This is a genomic window from Methylocaldum sp. GT1TLB, assembly GCF_051027445.1.
Taxonomy (GTDB): Bacteria; Pseudomonadota; Gammaproteobacteria; order Methylococcales; family Methylococcaceae; genus Methylocaldum.
In genome coordinates this window covers 1,281,167-1,297,265 of sequence record NZ_CP194898.1, presented here as the reverse complement: position 1 = coordinate 1,297,265, position 16,099 = coordinate 1,281,167, and the positions used below count along the sequence as shown (strand labels likewise).

Below are 16,099 nucleotides of genomic sequence, written 5' to 3'. Positions count from 1 at the left end.
GTCGTTGGCGCCTTCGGCCAGGGTAGATCGACTCAAGCATTCGTAGGTCGGGAATCCCTCCCAATCGCAAACGGTCGCTTTAGTCGCGACCCTTCCGACGAAGACGCTCGGCCGGGACGTGGCGTCGGGAAAGGATTCCCGACCTACTCGCGAGTGCCCGTACAGTCGGTATGAAAATGCTCTAAGTACATTCCGCAAATATTTGCCGAATCTCGACAGATTGGCTTGATTGGCGGGGTTGTCGTGCAGGTTGCCTATGCCGCAAGACTTCCCTGAATGTACTTAGAACGCCGCGTTCAGATCGGCAATCCAACCCGGCGGAATGATCTTATCGTGGAAGCGATCCGCACCGACGGCGCAGGTATAGGCCGTGCGGAAGGGTGTAATCTCAATCGATTTTTTCCAGTGCCGGAGATTTGGCTTTGAACAACTCGGCTGCAAGCTCGAGTTGAGCCGTCAATGGCGGTATAGCAGGAATTTCCCAGGCTTTTCCTGCGATACGGGACAATAAGTTATTCAGCCAAAGGCGGTCCGATTTTGCCTGGTGGATAATGAATCTGTAGGAATCACCGTCCTTAAAAACAGCAAAATCTTCCAGATAAACTTCAATTGCTTCCTGTTCACCGTAGAGCCTTGTTTGAACGTAGATTGTTCGCGCGTCGAGATCAAAACGAAATTTCTTTAATTCTGCAATACCCTTAAGGATTATATTCGCCACCCAAATAATCAATCTATTGGGTGTCAATTTTATTGCCATTTTTATTAAGCTGGATTTCATACTCATTTCTTTCACCTTGGTTCGCTAACATAATAAGTTTTATAGTATATTGTTCCGGCGCTTACTAAGCGTAAAGAAAGTATTGTCATGTTATGGCGTATCGGCATTCAGGGTGCCGGAAGAATGCGACCACGATCTGCGGTAGTTTCTGAAGTCGCCGCGAGGCCCCGATCAGGCATCGTTTCAAATCGGCTTTATTCTCGGGTAAGTGTTTGGCCACCCTGGATTCACAGACCCCGAGACCTGCTCATCCGGGTTCAGTTGCGGGGAATAAGGGGGCAGGTACACCAGTTTCAGCCGTCCCTGCTGCTGTTCCACGTAGTCTTTGACCAACTTGGCCTTATGAATCGGGTGCCCGTCCACCACCAGAAAGATCGGTTGCTTGGCCCCGACCATCAGGCGTTTGAGAAACTCCCGAAAGACCACCGTCGTGACCGTTCCCTCCTGGACCATGAAACGGAAATCGCCACGAGCGCTGACCGCGGAAATGACATTCAGGCCAAAGCGCCGGCCGGTCGCCTTGACCACCGGGGTTCGGCCGCACGGCGCCCACGTCGTGCCCGCATGGTAATCGGAACGAAGGCCCGCTTCATCGGCAAAATAGATCACCGCACCGGCCCGTTTCGCCTCGGCTTGCAGGCGCGGAAACGCTTCCGCCTGCCACCTTTCGACCAGCACCGGGTCTTGTTGCCAGGCTCGATACAATGGCCGTTGTGGGGTAAACCCCAGCATCCGCATGATCCGCCCCACACTGGGCTTGGTCAGCCGCTTGCCGAACTGCCGGTAGATCACTTCGCCGATCAGCAACAAGGTCCACAGACCAAATTCAAACTTCATTTGCAGGGGCGTCTGATCACGCACGGTCTCGGCAAGCCAGCGCATTTCGTCCGGGGTCACCTTCGGGGGTCGACCGGGAATCGATTTGGCCAGCAAGGCATTTTGTCCACCGCTGGCAAAGTCCGACAGCCAGCGAAATACCGTTCGGATATTGACGCCAAAGGCGGCGGCAACACTGGCCACGGTCTCGCCTTTGCCGACTGCTTTAACCGCCTGCTGGCGCATGACTTGGAGCGAGAGATTGTCGATCGATCGCCCGTCAGAGTCTCTTTTGCATCTCATGGCCGTAGCCTAACACGAATATGGCATTCTTTATTTTACGGTTAGTATAAGCCGTACATGGCCGTCCCCTTTAGCCGAAAACCAATCGCCGGGGGCTCCCTGAGAATGCCTGGAACGGGCCCTGTGCCGATTATTTAAAGCGTGAAGCGAAAGGTGCCGACGAGCGCGCCGGGTATCTTGCTGCCGCCGAGTGCACGACAGTGATAGGTATCGATGGCGGGATGGATCGGGCTTTCCCGGGTCAGCGCCTCGAGCGCCGAGCCAAACAATCGATACAAACTGTCGTCAAACCGCAGATCATTGATGGGTGCCGCGATTTCGCCGTTCTCGACCCAGAAACAGGCGTAGCGGGTCATGCCGGTCACCCGGGCGGCCTGGACATCGCTCCAGTTGAGGTAATGCAGATTGCCCACGTAAAGACCGGTACCCAGGCAGTTCAGGACCTCGGTCTCAGGCAGGTTGCCGGCCATCAGTTCCGGCGCGCGCAAATGCTCTCCGAACCAGCCGCTCGGATCGGCCGCATTGGACGGCACGCCATATTGTTTTGCGGAACGGGAACTCACCAGCAGGTTTTTCAACTGCCCCTTCTCGATGAGCATCAACTCCACCGGCGGAAGCTCGCCCAGGCTGTTGAAGCGCGGCGTGAGCGCCAAGCAGAAGTTTTCTTTCAAGGTGAACTGTTCGGACAGACCGACCTCACCCTGGATCAGTCGCTTGAGAGGACAGTTACCATCCCGGTACGCCCGGTAACTGAGCGCGCCCCATGAGAACATGGCGATCAGTTCGGCGACGGCGGCCGGCGCGAAGTACACCCGATACTCGCCAGGCGCAATCGGGCGGGCAGGGCGTTTCAAGAAGGCAAGCCGGGCCTTGTCGGCAGCCAGGACGGCCTGGAACCGGTCCTCATCCCATGCCGGCCCCCAGAACCGACCTTTGACGGCCTTGTTATCTCCGGACGCGTTGGTCGTGAACAGGGAATAATCCACCCATAGGGATGCGGTCGAAAACCAGTGGTTCAACCCCGCCGAATTGCGGACCGCGCGGACCTGCGGGCCCGCGGCCAAGAGTCCGGTAAAGTCCGTCCCTTGGGTGACGCGGGCGATGGCCTTGACCGCAGCGGCGGCGTCCGGCTCTGTCCCGGAATGTTCGTGTTCGCTGGTTCCATGGTCTTGCAGAGGCACCGCGAAAGGGTCTTCCGGGAGTGTTCGAGCTTCCCGCCGTGCCCGCTCCAACCAGGAACGCAGGAGTGCCCGATCGTGATCGAGGTGGCCGCTGAGGTCAAACATGAAAGTCACCTGACGGCCAGCCCACTGAAAGGTGAGTGCCAGGTTTCTCTGCAAGACGGCCGTGGCTTGCCGCACTTTGGAATCGTTGAACCGCACATAGGTTTGATCTTCGGCGGTGAGTTGGAGGCTGAGCGCTTCTCCGGCCTTCAAGTCGGAAAAGGTTGTATCCGCGAGATCGTCGAAGAGCCGTCGGGTTTCCGGAAGAAAGCTCACGAGCCACCTCCGAACACGTCGATGCCCGCAAACAGACAGGGCGGGGCGGCATGGCCGACGCGGATGAGCTGATTAGGTTCGCCTTTCCCGCAATACGGCGTTCCGAAGAGCTCCCGCTCGTCGCGACAACCGACCTGCTTCAGTGCATTCCAAAAAGGCACCGTCATCCCCCGGTAATTGGGATTTTTGAGGACGTCGGTCAACCGGCCTTGTTCGATCCTGCGGGCATATTCGCAGCCAAACTGGAATTTGTTGCGGTAGTCGTCGATGGACCAGGATCGATTGGATTGCATGTAAACGCCTCGCTCCACGGAGGCGATCATCTCGGCCAGGGAACTGATGCCCGGTTCCAGGTTGATGTTCGCCATGCGGTCGATCGGCGCCCGATTCCAGCCGGCCGAACGGAAATTGGCGACGCCGGGAATGCCGAGTCGAGACTGACTTTCCAAACTGCCGAGCCCCCGCAGCAACACGCCGTCCCGGATCAGATATTCCCGTGTCGCGGGGTTGCCGCAGTCATCGAAGGCGTAAGAGGCAAACTCACCCGCGACGGTGGGGTCGAAGGTGACGTTCAGCAGGGGCGAGCCATAGCGCAGCCGGCCGAAATCGTCCGGCTTCACGAAGCTCCAGCCGGCATAGTTGCGCTCGTCGCCGAGGATGCGGTCGAGTTCCAGCGGATGGCCGATCGATTCGTGGATCTGCAGCAGCATCTGGTCCGGCGCCAGGATCAGGTCCAGGGTCTCATCGGGACAATTTTCGGCGTCCAGCAATTCGAGCGCCTCGCGGCCCGCCCGCTCGCACTCGGCGTGGAGGGCCGAAAAATCGAAGAATTCCAACCCCGCCTGACGGCAGCGGGCGGCCGGGCCGTTCAATGAACGCTGCTGGGTCTCGGTACCGTCCTGAGCGGTGGCCGCGCAATGACTGGAAACCAGCCACCACTGCTGTTCGATATCCGCGCCGCTGGATGAGACGTAGTGCACCGTGCTTTCCACCAAGGTGGCTTCGGCGGACGTGCTGACGATCTTGTCGGAGACTTTGAGTGACCGGCTGGCGCGGATCAGTTGATCGGTCAATTCGGCGAGCGTCAGACGGTCGAAACCCAATCGCCGGGTGCTGACAAAGCGTCCGTGAGCCGGAGGCCGGTGCCCTTCGGTGAATGGGAACAAGGCATGGGGCGCGCAGATCCGGGCCAGATACGCGGCCCGCCGGGCGGCCTGGACCAAGCCCTGTTGCGAGAGATCGCTGGTGCCGGCATAGGCGATATGGCCGTCCACCCGTGCTTCCACCATGACGCCCCGCTCCAGGGTGATGGCGTTGTCTTCCGGGAGGTGGTTGCGGACGGTACGCCGATAGGTCTGCTCCTGGACGAAACGCAGGCCAATCCAATCAGCCTCGGCCTGGACCCAGGCGAGTGCCCGGTGAATATCGAACGCGGGGAGTTCGGGATAAAAGTTGACCGGGAGGCTCATGCTTCGCTGATCGAGTAGACAATATCAAGGGTATTGTGGGACCGGGAGGTCAATGGCCGTCCGGCGGCAGCAGGAGGCCCCAGCCGGTTCCTGTGGATCCCGGCAGCCCCAGTCCTGCACATCGACGGGTTCCTTGCGGTATGGCTGAACGCATACGCCTGACTCTGTTCTGCCCGCCCTGCTCAACTGGAGCCGGACGCGCTGAAAGCCCAATGAGCATAAGCTCGGGAGGCCGTTGATGCGGCATCTTATCATGACCGGTCAAGCCGAACGAATGCCTCGGCACATCCCGGCGGAGCAAGAGACGCCTCCAGCGAGATTTAACGGGGCACAAGCAATCGATCATGCAGTCAAATCAACGGCGCCATATTTCGGGCCCCATCCTCTGCGTTCTGGCCGATTACCAGGTCCGCCGCTGGGATGCCTATCACATAGCCTTGGTCATGCTGGGCACCTTGTTCCTGGTGGAGCAGAAGATGGAAGGCCGCCCACACTGGCCGATGCTCTCCGTCATACGCGCGGGGCCGGCAAAGCGCGGAGCCGCGCGACGAACCGCGCCAGCGCCGCGCCGATTTCGTGGGGCGAATCTTCCTGCAGGTAATGGATGCCCGGCACGGTGATTTCGGTCTGGTTCGGCCACTGCCGGCAGAATCGGCGTGCGCGCGCTCCCAGCAATGCGCCCGGTTCCGCGTTGATGAACAGCTTGGGAATATCGCTGGCCGCGAGCCAGGCCCCGTAGGTTTCGACCACTTCGGCGACATCCCGCGGCTCGCCATCGATAGGCAACTCGCGGGCCCAGGCCAGCGTCGGCGGCCGGGATTCCGGCGTGTGGAAAGGGGCACGGTAGGCCTCCATTTCTTCCTTGGTCAAACTCCGCAGGACGCTTTTCGGCAACACGGTCTCGACGAAGAAGTTTTCCTCCGCGATCATCCTGAAGCCCTCGTCCGAGCGGAGGGCGCGGAAGATCCGCTCCCGCGGCGGAGGGAAATCGGCCCACAGCCTCGGTTGCACGAGGGCTTCCATGTAGGCGATCCCCTGCACGCGGTCCGGGTGGCGGCGGGCCCAATGGAAGCCCAGGGCTGAGCCCCAGTCGTGGACCACCAGCATCACCCGAGCACCGATGCCCACTGCCTCGAACCAGGCATCCAGATAGTTGGCGTGATCGAAGAACCGATAGCTCGACGCCGGCGAGCGGCCCGACTGGCCCATGCCCACCAGATCCGGAGCGAGGCAGCGGCCGAGGTTCTGGACGTGGGGGATGATGTTGCGCCAGAGGTAGGACCAGGTCGGGTTGCCATGCAGGAAGACGATGGGGTCGCCTTTGCCGACATCGACGTAGCTCATCTCGGTATCCAGGACCGATACGCGCTTCCGGGGATGATGATCGACCGCGGAAATCTCGGATGGGAACATGATCGGCACTCCTGTTCTCGAGAACGTTACCCCCGCGATCAACGACATAGATCGAGCGGGACGAAGCCCTGCTCGGAGCAGGCGCGGTGGTATTCCTCGGCATTGGTGGCGGCCGTTTCCCGGCGCAGGACGGAGCCGTCCAAGTCGAGGTACTCGACCGCGCCGCGCACGAAAAACAGACTCACGAAGGGGGCATCGCCCTCGGCAGTCCAGGTGTCGACATGACCGGCCGGCTCGTACTCGTAATCGCCGGGACCCAGCAGTCGTCCCTCCGGATCGAGGCGCCGGCATCCGCTGAGGAGGTAGCCGTGAACCTCGCCCTGATGCCGATGCAGGGGGATGCGTGCTCCCGGCTCCAGGCGCAGCAGCGTGACCCATTCGCCGCGCTCGGGAAACAGGGCCAGCAGCTTCTTGGAAATACCGTGGCCCACTGAAATCCACGGCAGCTGATGGTTGCCCGCGGCTGCCGGGATGAACGGTTCGGTTGCTAACATAAGATGCTCCTTTGCCAAATAGTGACTGACGGTACGGACACAATAAGGCGGCGAGTAATAGCGGAAAAGGACCACAAATGACAAAAATCATGGAGCCACTTTTCGAACTACCCATCACCCTGCCGCGCAAGGGTTCCCGAGAACTGCTGCGCTCCGTGTATTGCCAGCTGCGGGAGGCGATCCTCGACGGACGGCTCCAGTCCGGTACGCGACTGCCTTCGACCCGGGCATTTGCCGCAGCGATCGGTGTGTCGCGCAATACCGCGGTAGCGGCGTACGAGCTATTGTTGAGCGAGGGCTATCTGACCGTTCGGTCGGGTTCCGGTACCTATGTGGCCGACATCTCGCCGCGCCCGGCTCATCATCTGTCCAGCGAACCCGGGGCGGACGGCCGTTTGAACGAAGCCTGGCGCCGGGCTCAGCCGGTGCTGCCTGCGGGCGTCGAATCCTGCCATTTCGACTTCAGGCTCGGGCTGCCCGACAAATCGGCGTTTTCCTTTCCGGTCTGGCGGCGCCTGTCCGCCAGGGCACTGAGAGCCTGGTCGAAGACGCCGGCAGTCTACGACCACCCGCAGGGCTGGCCGGCGCTGCGCGCGGCGATCGCCAAACACGTCTCTTTCGCCCGGGCGGTTTCCTGTTCGCCGGAACAAATCGTGGTCACGGCGGGCGCCCAGCAGGCATTTGACCTGCTGGCCCGCATCCTGGTCACGCCGGGCCGAACCGTGGTCGCGGTCGAAGAACCGGGCTATCCGCCGCTGCGGGATGCCTTCACCGCCGCTGGTGCCAGAATCGCCGCCATCCCGGTTGATGAGGAAGGGCTGAGGATCGATTGCCTGCCGGCCGATGCCGGGGTGATCTGCGTCACACCCTCCCACCAGTTTCCCCTGGGCATCACCTTGTCCGCGAAGCGCCGAGTTGCCCTGCTCGAATTCGCGCAGGAAAGGGGTGCCGTAGTGGTGGAAGACGATTACGACGGCGAGTTTCGCCTGGGTGGCCGGCCATTGGATGCATTGCAGACGCTCGACCGAAGCGGCTCGGTTTGCTATGTCGGGACCTTCTCCAAGAGCCTGTTCCCGGAGCTGCGCCTCGGGTTCGTGGTGGCTCCGCCCTGGGCGCGGGATGCACTCGTCGCCGCCAAGGCGTGCGCGGACTGGCATTGTCCGACGCCGTCTCAGGACACCCTGGCGGCCTTCATCGACGAGGGCCATCTGGCTCGCCATGTGCGCAAGATGGGCAAGATCTACGCAGAACGGCGCGCGATGCTGCTTCAGGCCTTGTCGCAGCACGGCGGCGATCGGTTGCAGCCAATAGGGGATGCGGTGGGCCTGCACCTGGCGGTGAAGCTGAGCCGGGAGATTCCGGCCACCGAATTGGTCAGGGAAGCGGCGGCGGATGGCATCCGCCTTTATGCCCTCGAGCGATACTCGGTCGAAAAGCCGGCACCTAACGGCGTGGTTTTAGGCTACGGAATGATCCGGTCGGACCGGATCGGTGCCGCAATTGAGCGACTGGCGCGGATCATGAGCCGCTTCGAATGACTGCTTTTGGCCATCTCGTTTTCGAAGCGGGGAAACCACCGACCGAAATGGTCTTGCTAGGTCCCGCCAGCCGCTCGCCACAAGTTTTCGCATATAGGCACTCGACGCCATCTATGACGAGGGCCGTAGTGTGCCAACGCGCCCGGTGCGCGGCGTCGACGATCTTCGGCTGTGGCTTGATGCCGTACTCGACGGGCTAGGCTTGACCAATGGCATCCCAATGGCGGGGCAATCGTACGGCTGCTACGCTTCAGCCGAGTACGCACTGCATGCACCTCAACGGGTGAGTAAGCTCGTTTGGATCGCACCCGTCATGATTGGCGCGCCCATCCCGCAGGAGTTCGTTGCACGCCTGATGTCCGTTGCAGATGGGCGGCGGGAGTCGCTTGAGGAGTATTGTCGCTGGATCATGCCAAGCATCGCGGTCAAGTATCCCGAGGAGTTTGATCGGAGAATTGACGAAATACTACTCGTGCGGGAGAGCTACGGCACGATGTTCCCTCCAGTGCGGGCGGCAGTGATGTCCGACGAGGATTTACAGCGAATTGAGGTACCGACGCTCGATATCCTTGGCGAGTGCGACGGAGCAACGGCCGACCCTCACGAAGCAATCGAGCGCGTCGAGTCGCTCATGCCGCATGTCGAGACGATACTCGTTCCCAGAGCGGGGCATGACATCGTGGCTGCGGAGACCGAACTCGTGACTGAGCGGCTGCTCAAGTTCCTCCAGTAGCAGTTGGCTAATCTCCAGCGGACAGGTGAGTTCGGATGGTACCTAACTATTCATTCATGCCGACGCCGCTTCGCGGCGCGGCTTAATTCAGGGCGGTTATGCCGTAAGACGACCTCGTGCTAAGCGATCGGGCGAATAGCGGCTCCTAATCCTGTATGCTTTTCGATTCTGAACAAAGCCGCCATTGGCGAAAGGCCGGTATTGGTCAGCGTGAATGGCCGATTAGACCGAAAACCACCCACTCGAAAACAAACTTCCGGAGATCGTTCTTGGCCGTCATTCAACATTGAAACAGCAAAGCGTCGAGGTAAAGGATCGGAAAAACACCGGCGAGTCCAAGACGGACCAGGCTGCCGCCGAACGTTCGGGTTCCAGACGGACTTCGGTGCTCGCGGATTCACGGGCAGCCCCAAACGAGGCGCTGCCCGTGACGTTTTTGCCGAATGGCGGCGAGGCGTCGTCCGGTTTATCCAGTCGGATCATCGACCGGTGCCGCCACCTTACAGCGCGCGACTACGGGCGTGAATCTCGTTGTCTCGCCGAACCGCGGATGGCCTCGGGTCGAGACTCAGCGGCTCGAACGCGGCCTCCGATAACAACCGCTCGATGCCGGAACGCCTATCGCCGCCCAGACACAAGCCAGCCTAAAAATAAACCATCGAAGCCGTGCAGGCGAGATCGATGTATTTGGAAGGATTGACCACCCCCTCAAAGGGCGTGGGGATGAACGGCGTGTTCACCGTGGTCAGGATAAGCTGGCTCTTGAAGGTGACCGGCGACTCTCCCAACGAGACGGATGGAATCACCACGGACGCATGTTTAATGTGGAGGTCCGGTATGTGTTCCAACACCACCTCCCAAAGATCGCCAATCAGGGTTGACTCGGTGACGATGTCCGATTCCTGAAAGCGATAGCTTTTTTCGCCCAATTGCAGATTGAGGGTCGTTTGCGTTGGGAGAATGCCAACTTCTGCCTGGCTGCCCACCACCAGGGTAAGGCTGACGTGCCGGCCGGTGCACTCGTAGAAGTTGGGCGTTTGCGCGGCGTCTGCGACGGTCTGCAGCCCCAGTCCGAGCCCAATGGCTCCCAATAGGGACTTGTTCAGGTGCTTCATGCGAATATCCTCCTAAGTTGATGAGAGAGGGCGGTTTGAATCGCCGACCGAAAATGTCACCGGCCAAACCGTAAGATCTGCCTCAAATCGAGGCGGTTGCTATGATGAGGCGATAAGTCCATTCAGGCTGTTAATTAATTCACACGCTGGACACGGCCAGCGCTCTTCAAGATTTCGGTCCGTCGACGGTTCACGGCGATGACCGCCAATTGTCGGCCTCAGCAGTCATTCAGTCTGAAAAATACCAGCCCCCACGAACGACTGCTTTAGGCCGTCTGTGTCCAGAAAACCACCCTGTCGTAGGACATGTAGTACTATCAGTATTCGCTTATCTACTGAGATGGGCGATTGAACTCGCTTTTTGTCCTTTCGTTGTATTTTCTAGAGAGTGATCTATGGCAGGTTATGAAGGTGATGTCGTCACCCCTTACGATCAGGATCTCGGACCCGTGCTTTTCGAGCACTATGGAGCCGACACCGCACGACGCGTAGCGGAAAGATCAGTCCGTGACGTGCTCGAAATCGCCGCGGGCACGGGAATCGTGACCCGGCACTTGCGTAATGAGCTTGCCAAGGACGTGCGATTGACCGCGATCGATATCAGCGATTCCATGATGGAGGCCGCCCGCAAAAAGTTTCTCCCTCACGAGCAGGTCGCGTTCCAAGTCGCGGATGCCACGGCGCTGCCGTTCGACGATGAGGCGTTCGATGCGGTGGTCTGCCAGTTTGGGGTCATGTTCTTCGATAAAGAGGCGGGGTTTCGCGAGGCATACCGGACATTGAGGCGCGGAGGGCGGTACTTGCTCCGCGTCTGGGACTCGGAGCATTACAATCCATTCGCCAGCTTGAGCTTTGAGGTGCTGAAACAATTCTTTCCGTCGGATACACCTCGTTTCCTCTTCGATCCCGTTGCCTGCCATCAAATCGATCCGATCAAAGAAAAGCTGATTCGCGCCGGCTTTGATCGAATCGTCATCTCGGTCGAGCGAAAGGAACACGATATTCTGGACGTGGCGGCGTTCGCGCGGGCACTTGTGTTCACTCCGGTTATCACAGAAATACGAGATCGCGGCGGTGTCGATCCCGAGGAGATCTCCGAGGCGTTGACGGAGGCGCTGATAAAAGAATATGGCTCAAATCCCACGCGCTATCCGATGCAAGCCATACTGTTCGAAGCGGAAAAGCCGATTGCATCGCCATTTTTGCGAAACCTTTTGGGACATCCAAGTCACCAAAAGGAGTAAAAAAATTGGCGACGAGTATTGCCTTCGGCGGCCCGCGTTCGACCGGTCCCGACCCAATAGTGGGATCGGGACCTGGATCCACAATGACTTGACACGGTGTCGGTTGCCTTATGTTTGATCTCCACCTGCGCTAGCCGCGCAGACTCCGATCAAACATCCGACCCTACGGCTACGCGGAGGCAGGGATCAGCGGTTCGAGCCCGAGGGCGGCGGCGAAACGCCGGGCATCGCGCGAGCGGTCCAGGCGGTAAAGGACACCGCGCAAGGGACCGATGGGGGCGCCGAGGAACGCCATGGGCCGTAGCCGTTCCAGCATGGTGACGGTGCCGCGGACGAACTCGCGGGCCGAGAGGATTTCCGGCGGGATGGGGGAGAGGAGGATATCGGCGGCGGCGACCGCGGCGTCCTGGAGGGGCCCAACCGCGCCCTGGGTGTCGATCAGGATGATATCGTACTGGGCAAACGGCGGACGGCCGAGGAGGTGCTTGAGACGCACCCGCCCGTCGACGGCGTCGCGGATCCAGTCGCGGAGCTTGCCGTCCGGATCGTCGGAATAGACGAGATCGAGGCGGTCGAGGGTGGTCTGGCTGACCACGTCCTCGCAGGCCGCCTCGACCATCAGCCGGGTGAGACCGCCCGGAGCGCGGTATCGGAGCGGAAAAAAGCTGGAGAGGGTCGGTTGGGGATCGGCGTCGACGAGGAGGGCGGTCTGGCCGAGATCGGCGAGATAGGCGCCGAGATTGGCGGTCAGCGTGGTCTTGCCGACGCCGCCCTTGGTGCTGGTGATGGTGATACAGATGGCCATGGCGCCCTCTCCGGCATGTTACCCGGGGATGGAGTCCCGGGGACGATGATGAACCGAAGAAACAGAGCGCTCGCGCCTGTAAGGCGTGGAGCCGGTGATAGGATTTGAACCTACGACCCGCACATTACGAATGTGTCAATGGTCCCTTTTGACTTCCGGCTAGTATCAAAACCTTGACCAGATCTGTTTAGTACTTGCAAGATGTGGCAAATCCCCTAATCCAGGCGCAGTCTGGTCAGCACGGATCGCAGTTGCCCCATTTCCGGCTCGACATACTCCAAGGTCGTTCGCAGGCGGGTATGACCCAGGAGATATTGAAACGACTTAAGGTCCGGTTGCTGGCCTTGGGCGAGTTTCGTCGCCATCGTATGGCGCAGACGTCGCGATGTAATGCGTGCGCCCAAGGTCTCGGATAGGCGCCTAAAAAAACCGCTTACCTGGTCTGTTGTTAATTCCTGGCCCTTGTCGTCCCGGTTAAAAAGTTGAATTCGAAACACCTGGTGACGGAGCGTTACTGCGCTTGGACTGACTCTGAGCGTTCGGTTGCGGAGATACAGTAAATCCTCCACACAGTCTGGCGGGATCGGGATGATCCACTCGCGTTTCGTCTTGCCGCCTTCGACTGCCAACAGCATGGTCTTGTGTGTGAAGTCGATGTGGTTCCAACGTAGGGCAGTCAATTGCCGGGCACGCATGCCGGTAAAGAAAAGAAGGCGAACAACGATAACCCAAAACCAGCCCGGTTTGATCGGCTCGTCGGGTTCTTGCAGCAAACGGATGGCTCGGCGCGTTACCTCATCGGGCACTGTCTTTTTGCGCTTCTTCCAGGCTCCAAGCTGTTTGACGTATTGAAACGGGTTATGCTCGATCCATCCCGAGCGAACCGCAAAGGAGAATGCGATTCTGAGGTATGTAAGATAACTGTTCCACGTCACCACAGTGACCCGCTGAAGGACAGTGTCCCGCCACGCGATGACGAGATTCTTGTCAATCTTGCTTAATTCATCGACGCCTGTATCCCGCTTGAATACGCGGGCGGTGATGCGGTAGTTGCGGATCGATCCCGGGCTCAAGACGACTTCCCGGCAATAGGCTTCCACCAAAGCGGACAATGTAGTAGGCGCTTCAGTCTCCTCGCGCATGGAGTTCCTCCCATTTACGGCAATTCGCTAGCCTTGGTGCGGCATTTGCCCAATGGCTGCGTACATTTAGGTTGAGTAGATGGTCGCGGACCCGTTGGCGCCGTGGACGCAGTCTGGGTCGGACGGACGGCTTTGCAGCCCAAGTCTTCGATGTTGCGGGAATGAGGTTAATCCCGCCAATTCATTTCATTTTAATCGGGTTCGACGGGAGGTTCGACTGATGGTCAAGCCATCCGTAAAACCCTTTTTAGAGCATACAAGGGTTTTTGTTCGCACTTTGCGTGCCGCCTTGGGCACACTCGCCGCCGAGCAACTCGGAGACCCTCTATGCGTAATGCGCTGCTGGCGCTTTTCTGTTGTTTCACGACTGCCGCCCGTGCCGATGACGATGGCGAGCGGGCCGCGCTCGCCCACCTGATCCATGAGCTGGACGCCCTGGCGCCCCTGATCGCCGAAGCCGAAACCCAAGCCAATCCGGAGTCGCGGGTCAGATTCCATTATGGCTGGCTTCGCCAGGACATCGAGCACGTCAAACTCGGCATCCGTGAACACATCGAAGCCCCGCGCACGACGCCGAGAGAGTTTCCACCGCTCAAGGGCGATTACCGGCGCTGAGCCGGTGAATCATGTCACTGTGATTGCTATCGGAAAAAGCTCATGACGCACGTGAAACGCACCCTCAAACACACCGTTCGGCGGGCACGATCGGTCATGCTCGCCTCCTTGATCCTGGCGGACACCGCCTTCGCCGCGCTGCCGACGCCCGTGCCGCCGACGACTTCACCGGCCGCGGGCGACTGGCTCAACCTCATCAAGGGCTACATCAAGGATGGCGGGATCGTCATCGGATTGTTCCTGGCGGTGGCCGGCTTTCTCTGGCTCTCCTGGCATGTTCTCGCCGATCTCAATCAGGTTCGGCAGGGCCGAAAAGAGTGGGGCGAACTGGGCCTTGGCGCGGTGGCCGGCGCCGCCATTTTCCTGTTCGTGTCCTATCTGCCGGGCGAAGCCGCGGGTGTCATCTGATGGCCGGCTCATCCGAGACACCCGATATTCTCGGGGACCGGCTCAACGAGGAGCCGGTCATCTTCCGGGGGTATACCGATTCGGAGTTGGGTACGGCCATCAAGCTGGCGGCGGCCTTGCTGTTTCCGCCGAGCGTGGTCATCGGCCTGATCCTGGGGCGTCTCGCGATGGCCCTCGGGGTCGCCATGATCGGCGCGATCGCCTTCGTCTATTTCGGGGCGGGGCTCTATCAGCGGCTGAAACGTGGCCGCCCGCACTTCTATCTTCGACAGCGGGTGCATCTTTTCCTGGCGGACCTCGGTTTCGTCCGCTGTCAGTTCAATTTCCGGGGAGAGTCCGCCCGGTTCCGGTTTCCGGACGGCTCGTACCAAATGAGCCTTGGCCGCGACGCCCTCCGCGATTGAAACGGACACGGGACTGCGTTACCGCGCCGAAAACGAGAACCTTAGGTCCCGTATCAACACGCTGCGGTCGGTGATCGCAGGGCTGTTCGTCGTCATCCTTGTCCTTTGGCACGGCTGGGAGGACGCAAAGAAGGACGCGCGCCTCTTCCTTCCGCCGAACCTCCGATCGGGTGGCATGATCCATCGGGACGATCCGAGGCCGGAGCATATCTACGGCTTCGCCCGATACATCTTTCAGCTGCTCAATTACTGGCCGCGAAACGGCGAGGAGGACTATGGCCTCGTGCTCTTCAAAGCTCAGAACTATCTGACACCCGCCTGCCAGGACGAACTGAGGAGCGATCTCGAGGCCCGCGCCAAACGTGGCGAACTGACGGACCGAAAACGCGCCATCCACGACGTGCCGGGCCATACTTACGAGGAATCCAGCGTCGAGGTCAAGGGGAATAGCGTCTGGATCGCGCGGATCGACTTCCGGATCGAGGAGCATGTTCGTGGGATGCCGGTGAAGACGGTCGACATCCGCTACCCCATCCGGGTGGTGGCATACGACGTCAGCCCCGAGGTCAACCCGTTTGGCCTGGCCCTTGATTGTTTCGCGAGTCCGCCCGAACGAATCGAGGGCAGCGAGACGTCACGGCCGGCCTTACCCCCGATATTCAAACTCGGCTCATGAATCCGCATCTCGTCGTTCTGTCCACCCTTCTGCTGTTGACCGTCGCGACCCGTGCGGAGGAGCCGGTCGGCGCGTCTGCCGACACGGAGGGGGAGAGCGGTGTCCACGCGCTCTCCGCATCGGCTTCGGTGCCGGAAACCGCGTTCACCAACCCGGGTTCCGACATCCCACCGGGCCTCGAGCTCGACGTCGAGCCCGAGGCAGCACCCGGCGCGCTTCCGATCGAGCGGCTGACCTGGCACAAACTGCCGCTCCAGATCACCCTCCCGGTCGGGCAGGAGCGCCTGGTGTCGTTTCCGGTCGCGGTGCGGGCGGGGCTGCCGCCGACACTGACCCCCGATGTCCTCAGGACCCAGATCCTCAATGACGGGACCATCTATTGGACGGCGCTCAAGCCGTTCGGACCGCAACGAGTGCGGATCGAGGCCTTGGGCACGGGCAACACCTACCTCCTGGATCTCTCGGCCTCGGACCGGATAGCCGATACCCGCCCCATCGAAGTGTCGATTCCGGAAGGGAAGCCCTCCGCCGCGCCGGTGGATGCGGCAGCGACGGACGTTGCCGAAAACCGGTCCGCCGGGACGGACTACGTCACCCTGACCCGGGTGGCGGCGCAGCATCTCTACGCCCCAGAGCGCCTGCTGAAC

15 protein-coding genes, 1 tRNA gene and 2 pseudogenes are annotated in these 16,099 nt (G+C 60.3%); 8 read left to right on the top strand and 10 right to left on the bottom strand.

Features of this window, described 5'->3' with window-relative positions; translation table 11 throughout:
* Positions 1-388: 388 nt before the first annotated feature.
* The 6 genes and pseudogenes from ACR2R1_RS05670 to ACR2R1_RS05645 all read right to left on the bottom strand — a co-directional run bounded on the left by ACR2R1_RS05670 (position 389) and on the right by ACR2R1_RS05645 (position 6,772).
* A complete protein-coding gene (locus tag ACR2R1_RS05670) occupies positions 389-778 on the bottom strand; it encodes a hypothetical protein (protein ID WP_434113044.1) in 390 nt (129 codons plus the stop codon).
* Positions 779-863: 85 nt separating this feature from the next.
* Positions 864-1,897: pseudogene (locus ACR2R1_RS05665) on the bottom strand (IS630 family transposase).
* 134 nt (positions 1,898-2,031) lie between these two features.
* Complete coding sequence (locus ACR2R1_RS05660) at positions 2,032-3,396, bottom strand: metallopeptidase TldD-related protein (protein WP_086133196.1); 1,365 nt, start codon at positions 3,394-3,396, stop codon at positions 2,032-2,034.
* Entirely contained in the window at positions 3,393-4,865 is a 1,473-nt protein-coding gene (locus ACR2R1_RS05655) for a TldD/PmbA family protein (RefSeq protein ID WP_434113042.1), read from the bottom strand. The genes ACR2R1_RS05660 and ACR2R1_RS05655 overlap by 4 nt, the downstream gene beginning before the upstream one ends.
* Before the next feature lie 510 nt (positions 4,866-5,375).
* Complete coding sequence (locus ACR2R1_RS05650; RefSeq protein ID WP_434113040.1) at positions 5,376-6,278, bottom strand: haloalkane dehalogenase; 903 nt, start codon at positions 6,276-6,278, stop codon at positions 5,376-5,378.
* 38 nt (positions 6,279-6,316) lie between these two features.
* Positions 6,317-6,772 carry a 2,4'-dihydroxyacetophenone dioxygenase family protein gene (locus ACR2R1_RS05645; RefSeq protein WP_143735278.1) on the bottom strand — a complete coding sequence of 152 codons (456 nt, stop codon included), beginning with the start codon at positions 6,770-6,772 and terminating at the stop codon, positions 6,317-6,319.
* Positions 6,773-6,849: 77 nt separating this feature from the next.
* On the opposite strand from ACR2R1_RS05645, the gene ACR2R1_RS05640 reads away from it, so the two are divergent.
* Positions 6,850-8,310 carry a PLP-dependent aminotransferase family protein gene (locus tag ACR2R1_RS05640; RefSeq protein WP_240506784.1) on the top strand — a complete coding sequence of 487 codons (1,461 nt, stop codon included), beginning with the start codon at positions 6,850-6,852 and terminating at the stop codon, positions 8,308-8,310.
* A 130-nt stretch (positions 8,311-8,440) separates the two neighbouring features.
* Positions 8,441-9,043 (top strand): alpha/beta fold hydrolase, encoded by a 603-nt coding sequence (locus tag ACR2R1_RS05635; protein WP_168175520.1) that lies wholly within the window; start codon positions 8,441-8,443, stop codon positions 9,041-9,043.
* Positions 9,044-9,687: 644 nt separating this feature from the next.
* On the opposite strand, the gene ACR2R1_RS05630 is transcribed toward ACR2R1_RS05635, so the two are convergent.
* Positions 9,688-10,158: a hypothetical protein gene (locus ACR2R1_RS05630; RefSeq protein ID WP_434113037.1), complete on the bottom strand. Its 471-nt coding sequence runs from the start codon at positions 10,156-10,158 to the stop codon at positions 9,688-9,690.
* 395 nt (positions 10,159-10,553) lie between these two features.
* Between ACR2R1_RS05630 and ACR2R1_RS05625 the strand changes: the two genes are divergently transcribed.
* Positions 10,554-11,402 carry a class I SAM-dependent methyltransferase gene (locus ACR2R1_RS05625; RefSeq protein WP_434112994.1) on the top strand — a complete coding sequence of 283 codons (849 nt, stop codon included), beginning with the start codon at positions 10,554-10,556 and terminating at the stop codon, positions 11,400-11,402.
* Between the two features lie 169 nt (positions 11,403-11,571).
* Here ACR2R1_RS05625 and ACR2R1_RS05620 read toward each other — a convergent pair whose 3' ends face one another.
* From ACR2R1_RS05620 to ACR2R1_RS05610, 3 genes are all read right to left on the bottom strand, one after another.
* Complete coding sequence (locus ACR2R1_RS05620) at positions 11,572-12,207, bottom strand: ParA family protein (RefSeq protein ID WP_077732179.1); 636 nt, start codon at positions 12,205-12,207, stop codon at positions 11,572-11,574.
* Between the two features lie 86 nt (positions 12,208-12,293).
* Positions 12,294-12,367: transfer RNA gene (locus ACR2R1_RS05615), tRNA-Leu, on the bottom strand.
* A gap of 55 nt (positions 12,368-12,422) precedes the next feature.
* Positions 12,423-13,349 (bottom strand): site-specific integrase, encoded by a 927-nt coding sequence (locus tag ACR2R1_RS05610; protein WP_156881712.1) that lies wholly within the window; start codon positions 13,347-13,349, stop codon positions 12,423-12,425.
* A 327-nt stretch (positions 13,350-13,676) separates the two neighbouring features.
* Here ACR2R1_RS05610 and ACR2R1_RS05605 point away from each other — a divergent pair, with 327 nt between their 5' ends.
* From ACR2R1_RS05605 to ACR2R1_RS05585, 5 genes and pseudogenes are all read left to right on the top strand, one after another.
* A complete protein-coding gene (locus ACR2R1_RS05605; RefSeq protein WP_156881713.1) occupies positions 13,677-13,964 on the top strand; it encodes an RAQPRD family integrative conjugative element protein in 288 nt (95 codons plus the stop codon).
* Positions 13,965-14,006: 42 nt separating this feature from the next.
* Positions 14,007-14,372 (top strand): TIGR03745 family integrating conjugative element membrane protein, encoded by a 366-nt coding sequence (locus ACR2R1_RS05600; protein WP_347258670.1) that lies wholly within the window; start codon positions 14,007-14,009, stop codon positions 14,370-14,372.
* On the top strand, positions 14,372-14,776 hold the full coding sequence (locus tag ACR2R1_RS05595; protein WP_156881714.1) for a TIGR03750 family conjugal transfer protein: 405 nt from the start codon (positions 14,372-14,374) through the stop codon (positions 14,774-14,776). Before ACR2R1_RS05600 ends, ACR2R1_RS05595 begins: the two co-directional genes overlap by 1 nt.
* Positions 14,751-15,452 carry a PFL_4703 family integrating conjugative element protein gene (locus ACR2R1_RS05590; RefSeq protein WP_434113033.1) on the top strand — a complete coding sequence of 234 codons (702 nt, stop codon included), beginning with the start codon at positions 14,751-14,753 and terminating at the stop codon, positions 15,450-15,452. Before ACR2R1_RS05595 ends, ACR2R1_RS05590 begins: the two co-directional genes overlap by 26 nt.
* Positions 15,449-16,087 (top strand): annotated as a pseudogene (locus ACR2R1_RS05585) (DUF3438 family protein); the annotation flags it as partial. The gene ACR2R1_RS05590 and the pseudogene ACR2R1_RS05585, both read left to right, overlap by 4 nt.
* Between the last annotated feature and the right edge of the window lie 12 nt (positions 16,088-16,099).

Excerpts from the sequence above, each read along its gene's own strand:
- ACR2R1_RS05610 (WP_156881712.1), bottom strand. The coding sequence starts at position 13,349 with ATGCGCGAGGAGACTGAAGCGCCTACTACATTGTCCGCTTTGGTGGAA.
- ACR2R1_RS05625 (WP_434112994.1), top strand. The coding sequence starts at position 10,554 with ATGGCAGGTTATGAAGGTGATGTCGTCACCCCTTACGATCAGGATCTC.
- ACR2R1_RS05655 (WP_434113042.1), bottom strand. The coding sequence starts at position 4,865 with ATGAGCCTCCCGGTCAACTTTTATCCCGAACTCCCCGCGTTCGATATT.
- ACR2R1_RS05670 (WP_434113044.1), bottom strand. The coding sequence starts at position 778 with ATGAAATCCAGCTTAATAAAAATGGCAATAAAATTGACACCCAATAGA.
- ACR2R1_RS05605 (WP_156881713.1), top strand. The coding sequence starts at position 13,677 with ATGCGTAATGCGCTGCTGGCGCTTTTCTGTTGTTTCACGACTGCCGCC.
- ACR2R1_RS05630 (WP_434113037.1), bottom strand. The coding sequence starts at position 10,158 with ATGAAGCACCTGAACAAGTCCCTATTGGGAGCCATTGGGCTCGGACTG.
- ACR2R1_RS05595 (WP_156881714.1), top strand. The coding sequence starts at position 14,372 with ATGGCCGGCTCATCCGAGACACCCGATATTCTCGGGGACCGGCTCAAC.
- ACR2R1_RS05640 (WP_240506784.1), top strand. The coding sequence starts at position 6,850 with ATGACAAAAATCATGGAGCCACTTTTCGAACTACCCATCACCCTGCCG.
- ACR2R1_RS05650 (WP_434113040.1), bottom strand. The coding sequence starts at position 6,278 with ATGTTCCCATCCGAGATTTCCGCGGTCGATCATCATCCCCGGAAGCGC.
- ACR2R1_RS05645 (WP_143735278.1), bottom strand. The coding sequence starts at position 6,772 with ATGTTAGCAACCGAACCGTTCATCCCGGCAGCCGCGGGCAACCATCAG.
- ACR2R1_RS05600 (WP_347258670.1), top strand. The coding sequence starts at position 14,007 with ATGACGCACGTGAAACGCACCCTCAAACACACCGTTCGGCGGGCACGA.
- ACR2R1_RS05620 (WP_077732179.1), bottom strand. The coding sequence starts at position 12,207 with ATGGCCATCTGTATCACCATCACCAGCACCAAGGGCGGCGTCGGCAAG.